This is a genomic window from Paenibacillus sp. 01T422, from assembly GCF_056398785.1.
This window is the reverse complement of record NZ_JBFTQB010000437.1, coordinates 1-5,142: the sequence shown is the minus strand read 5'-3', so window position 1 is coordinate 5,142 and position 5,142 is coordinate 1. Positions and strand designations below refer to the sequence as shown.

At 46.5% G+C, this 5,142-nt stretch carries 4 protein-coding genes; all 4 read left to right on the top strand.

Annotated elements, in window-relative coordinates:
* The first annotated feature begins 631 nt into the window (after positions 1 to 631).
* Positions 632 to 1,597 (top strand): ABC transporter permease, encoded by a 966-nt coding sequence (locus AC1DUA_RS22345; RefSeq protein WP_477501871.1) that lies wholly within the window; start codon positions 632 to 634, stop codon positions 1,595 to 1,597.
* Between the two features lie 15 nt (positions 1,598 to 1,612).
* Positions 1,613 to 2,488 (top strand): carbohydrate ABC transporter permease, encoded by an 876-nt coding sequence (locus tag AC1DUA_RS22340; protein WP_477501870.1) that lies wholly within the window; start codon positions 1,613 to 1,615, stop codon positions 2,486 to 2,488.
* A gap of 76 nt (positions 2,489 to 2,564) precedes the next feature.
* Positions 2,565 to 4,115, top strand: a complete 1,551-nt coding sequence (locus tag AC1DUA_RS22335) for an extracellular solute-binding protein (protein WP_477501869.1) — start codon at positions 2,565 to 2,567, stop codon at positions 4,113 to 4,115.
* A gap of 87 nt (positions 4,116 to 4,202) precedes the next feature.
* A partial coding sequence (locus AC1DUA_RS22330; RefSeq protein ID WP_477501868.1) for a glycoside hydrolase family 130 protein occupies positions 4,203 to 5,142 on the top strand: 940 nt, incomplete at its 3' end.

Below are 5,142 nucleotides of genomic sequence, written 5' to 3'. Positions count from 1 at the left end.
GGGCGTGCTCGAAGCCGGTGAGGGGGCAGGCAAGGTGACGTCCTGCAAAAGGAACTATAGTCCGCTATTTGTTAGAAAAGCTGGCTTTTTGGACAGATCGCGGAACTGTGATCCGCTATTTTCAGTTCTGGGTTGAAAAGCGAGGCCACCCGAGAAAATAAGGGACTGTAGTTCCGCCCAGGCAGCCAGAAGGGCGTTTTTCCTGTAATAGGGTACCACAGTTCCCTTTCAGGTGGAGGAACTCTCTTCGGTCACAAGTAGCTCTCACTCCAAAACTAGCTCCGCCGCCCAAGTCGTGTGCACCCACTAGCACCCCCCTCGGTATACTAACTTACTCGCGTCAACCCCACATCAGATCGTCTGACCAGAGTAACCCTGCCTCCACATTAGCGCCCCGCCGCCCACCTTGCCTTTTAAACTCCCACCCTGACTATGTCCCAACTCCCGTCCGAACTCCCGTCCGAACTCCCGCCCGAACTCCCGTCCGAACTCCCGCCCGAACTCCCGTCCCCACTCCAAAACATTTCCTCAAAAACCATAAGATTGCACCAGAAACAGAAATATTACCATCTACATTTCATTTGTGCCCACCGATATAATTGTCCTATAAGAACACGGAGGTGAGCCATTAATGCGTACAACACGAGCAGAGATAGAGCTGCAAACAGCTCACGCCAAACCAGTTACCAAAGGTAGTGGCCGTCTGAAGCTGATCCTGAGCAATTATGATATGTACTTGTTGCTTGTGCCTGGATTGATATTTTTGTTGCTGTTCAAATATGCGCCGATGTACGGCATTGTTATTGCTTTTCAGGACTTTAATATTTTCGACGGGTTTATGGGGAGTAAATGGGTAGGGCTCGATCAATTCACGAAGCTGATTCACTCGGAAGAGTTTTATCAGGTTTTCATCAACACGCTGCTGATCAGCTTGTACAAGATCGTACTACTTTTTCCAATCCCGATCGTCATTGCGCTTTTCTTAAATGAGGTGCGCAAAGCCTTTTTCAAAAAGACGATTCAGACGATTATTTTCCTTCCGCATTTCTTATCATGGGTGATCATCTCGGGGTTGTTCATTAACATCCTGTCCCCGTCTGGCGGGCTGGTGAATAATGTCATCCAATGGTTCGGAGGCGAGCCGATATCCTTTTTCCTGGACAACCAGTTTTTCCGTAGTGTCGTTGTATTTACAGCAGGTTGGAAGGAATCAGGATGGAATGCCATCATCTTCATYGCTGCAATCGCAGGTATCGAGCAAGAGCAGTATGAAGCAGCTTCCATTGATGGTGCGGGTCGTATTCGACAAATGCTTTACATTACGCTGCCAGGCATTCTTCCAACCATCATCTTGATCTTGATTTTACGCTTGGGGTACTTGCTTGAGGCGGGTACGGAGCAAATTTTGACTATGTACAATTCGGTCGTTTATTCATCTGGCGATGTCATCGGCACCTTCGTGTACCGGCAAGGTCTCGGCCAACAGGACTATAGCTTCAGTACAGCGGTTGGGTTGTTCAACTCCGTTGTTGGGTTCATCCTGATCGTAGCCGGCAACGAACTGAGCAAGAAGTTAATCAAGCGCAGCATCTGGTAGGAGGCGTATACAAACATGCACAAAAAATCGATTGGCGATTGGTCGCTGGACTTCTTCATTTATCTCGTATTACTTCTTTGCGGTTCAGCTACTTTGCTGCCGTTAGCGAATATTTTATCCAAAGCCATTAGTGATGAATCAGCTGTAGTTTCCGGCAAAGTAGGTATTATTCCCATTGGCTTTCAGCTCGATACGATGAAATATGTCGTTTCCTCCAGCCAGTTTCTGCATTCGATTGGGATTTCGCTGCTGATTACGGTTGTGGGTACGTTTCTGGCGATTCTGATCACAGCATTAACAGCCTATCCATTGTCCAARAGGCACCTGCCAGGCATTTCCTTCCTTATGCTGCTGTTCATTTTCACGATGATGTTCAATGGTGGTATCATACCGAACTACTTGCTGATGAAGCAGCTTCATCTGATTAATAGCCTTTGGTCCATCATGCTGCCGGCCCTGATTAGTGTTTTTAACATGCTGGTGATCAAAAGCTATTATGAATCCTTGCCGGAAGCTCTGGAAGAATCGGCCAAAATGGACGGCGCTCGCAACTTTACGATTCTTTTTAGAATCATTATCCCGTTAAGTGTTCCTGTTATCGCGACGATCGCGCTTTTCTATGCGGTATATTTCTGGAATGATTATTTCCATCCGATGCTTTACATCAATGACGCAGGTTTGAAGCCTCTGCAACTGTACTTGCGGGATATTGTTATGGATGCGGACAGCTCCAGTGCAGTGAACAAAAGCGTAGACGACATGATGAACGTATCACCAGAAGGCATTCGGGCGGCAACGGTTATCGCTTCCATTATCCCAATGTTGCTAGTGTACCCGTATCTGCAAAAACATTTTGTCAAAGGCGTTCTAATCGGCTCTGTAAAAGGGTGAATTTGCATTAATGCCCTTGATGCTAGCGTCGAGGGTTTAATGATATAGTATATACAATTACTAGGGAGGTTTGCACATGTTAAAAAGACACAATAGAGTCATGCTTTTAACGCTCGCAGCAAGCTTATCGGTTACTTCACTTGTCGCTTGTGCTTCCAAAAACACTACGCCAGCAGGCAGCACTGCTCCGGCAAGTGCAGCACCAGCCGCAACAACAGCTGGACCAAAGCCAGAATTGAAATCGCTTCAAATTTGGCAAAAGGATGATTATAACACGTACCCGGTAGCGAAATTCCTTGAAGAGAAAACAGGCTATAAAGTGCAATATGATATGCTTCCTCAGGATAAAGCAGCAGACAAATTAAACATACTCATCGCTTCCGGTGAACCCTATGATGCTGTGACAACAGGCGGAAGTACAGACTTCAAAGCCTTATATGCCGATTATGCGAAAAAAGGTGCGTTAACAGACCTAGGCCCACTAATTGATAAATTCGGACCGAATATTAAAGCATCCGTTGATCCAGCGGTTTTGGAAGCGGCTAAAGTAGACGGAAAGCTTTATGCGATCCCGACGAAGACAATTCCTTTTGTAGCTGAAAGTCTATATGTGAGACAGGACTGGCTCGATAAAGTAGGCATGAAAGCTCCGACAACATTGGACGAATTGGTCGCTGTATTGAAAGCGTTTAAGGAGAAAGATCCTGGAGGAAACGGCGATAAAAATATTCCATTAACGATCAAAGGTGAAGCTATATTTATTAATAACATCGCTGGTGCTTTCGGCATGCCGACTTTCTGGAACGATGTGAACGGCAAGTTGACGCCACGTGTTCTGGACCCTGCGTTCAAAGATTATGTGGCATTCGTGAGTGATCTTTTTAAACAAGGTCTGCTTGATAAAGAGTTCGCAGCTAACAAAGATGCTACCGCAAAAGAGAAATTTACTAGCGGCAAAGCAGGTATGATCATGCTTCACTGGGCAGATGTTCCTGTCATTAATGATGCGCTTGTGAAAAATAATCCTAACGCGAAAGCGAACTTCATCCCTTCGCTGAAAGGCAAAGACGGCAAAGCTGGTTTGAACGCTACGACAGGTTTTGACCGCATTACCTTCATTCCTAAAGCTTCCAAACATCCGGAAGATGCGATCAAATGGATGAATGCGAAGCTGGAAAGCGCAACATTTAAAGAGATGGCGATTGGCCAAGAAGGTAAGCATTACACCTTCAAAGATGGCGCATATACGCCAATTCAACCGATTTTTACAGATGAACGGAACCAAGCGAACAACTTCTTGACGGGTACCGATGATAAAAATTATCCAACTTACTGGCAGGCACGTGTGCGTAAAGATATGCGTTTATTCGATGCCTGGAACTTCATGAATACAATTGAACCAGCGAGTACAAGAATTAAAGATCCATTAGGCCTTGCTCCATACCTGCCGGAGTTCTCGAAAAACTTCCAACAATTGAACACCATGGCGGGAGACTACACGACCAAGCTGATTTTCGGGGCGGAACCTGTTAGCGGAATCGAGGCTTTCCAAGCGAAGTTCAAATCGTCCGGCGGAGATGCCAGCTACAAAGAAGTAAATGATTGGTATGCGACGGTAAAAAAATAAACAAAGCTGAACCCAGAAGAGAACGTGCCCTGCATTCACTTGCTGCATGTTCTCTTTTTTCTAAACAAAATGACGGAGGTAATCATCGTGTCAATTACAGGAGTGCTCAAATCTAGTTCAATTATCACACGCTATCCCGGGAATCCGATTCTTAAAGCCTCGGATGTCCCTTATGCGCCTGCGCTTGTTTTTAATGCGGGTGTTGCGAAGTATGAAGGCAAATATGTCATGATGTTCCGCAATGATTATGGCGACGTAGCAAACGAAACGCTGCTGCCAATTTCAACAACTAATTTGGGGCTGGCTTACAGCGATGACGGGATTCATTGGAATGTTCAGGAGAAGCCGTGTTTTGGCATTGAAAATGATGAGATTCTGCGTACTTACGATCCGCGTTTGACCGTTATCGACGGGCGCTGCTATCTTTGTTTTGCGGTGGATACGAAGCATGGCGTACGAGGTGGCGTAGCGGTGACGGACGATTTCGTTAACTTTGAAATTTTGAGCATGTCAGCGCCGGACAACCGCAATATGGTGTTATTCCCTGAACGCATTGGAGGGAAATATGTGCGTCTGGAGCGACCATTCCCGGTGTATGGCAAAGGCGGCAGGGACAGCTTTGATATCTGGATGTCCGATTCGCCTGATCTGAAATACTGGGGGAATACGGAGCTGCTGATGGGACTAGAGCATGTTCCTTTCGCCAATGACAAAATTGGTCCGGGAGCACCGCCGATTCGAACAAGCGAGGGGTGGCTCACCACGTTCCATGCGGTCGATATCGATGCGTCCCGTGGAAAAAATGGCTGGGAACCGTACTGGAAGAAGCGATATTCGGCAGGTATTATGCTGCTTGATTTGGAGAATCCATACAAGATTATTGGGATGAGCAAGGAACCTTTGCTTGCGCCAGAAGCTAGCTATGAAACAGACGGAGGTTTCCGCAATGATGTGATTTTCCCTGGAGGCATGATTCTGGAGGACAGCGGTGAGGTCAAAATTTACTATGGAGCAGCAGATACCGTGG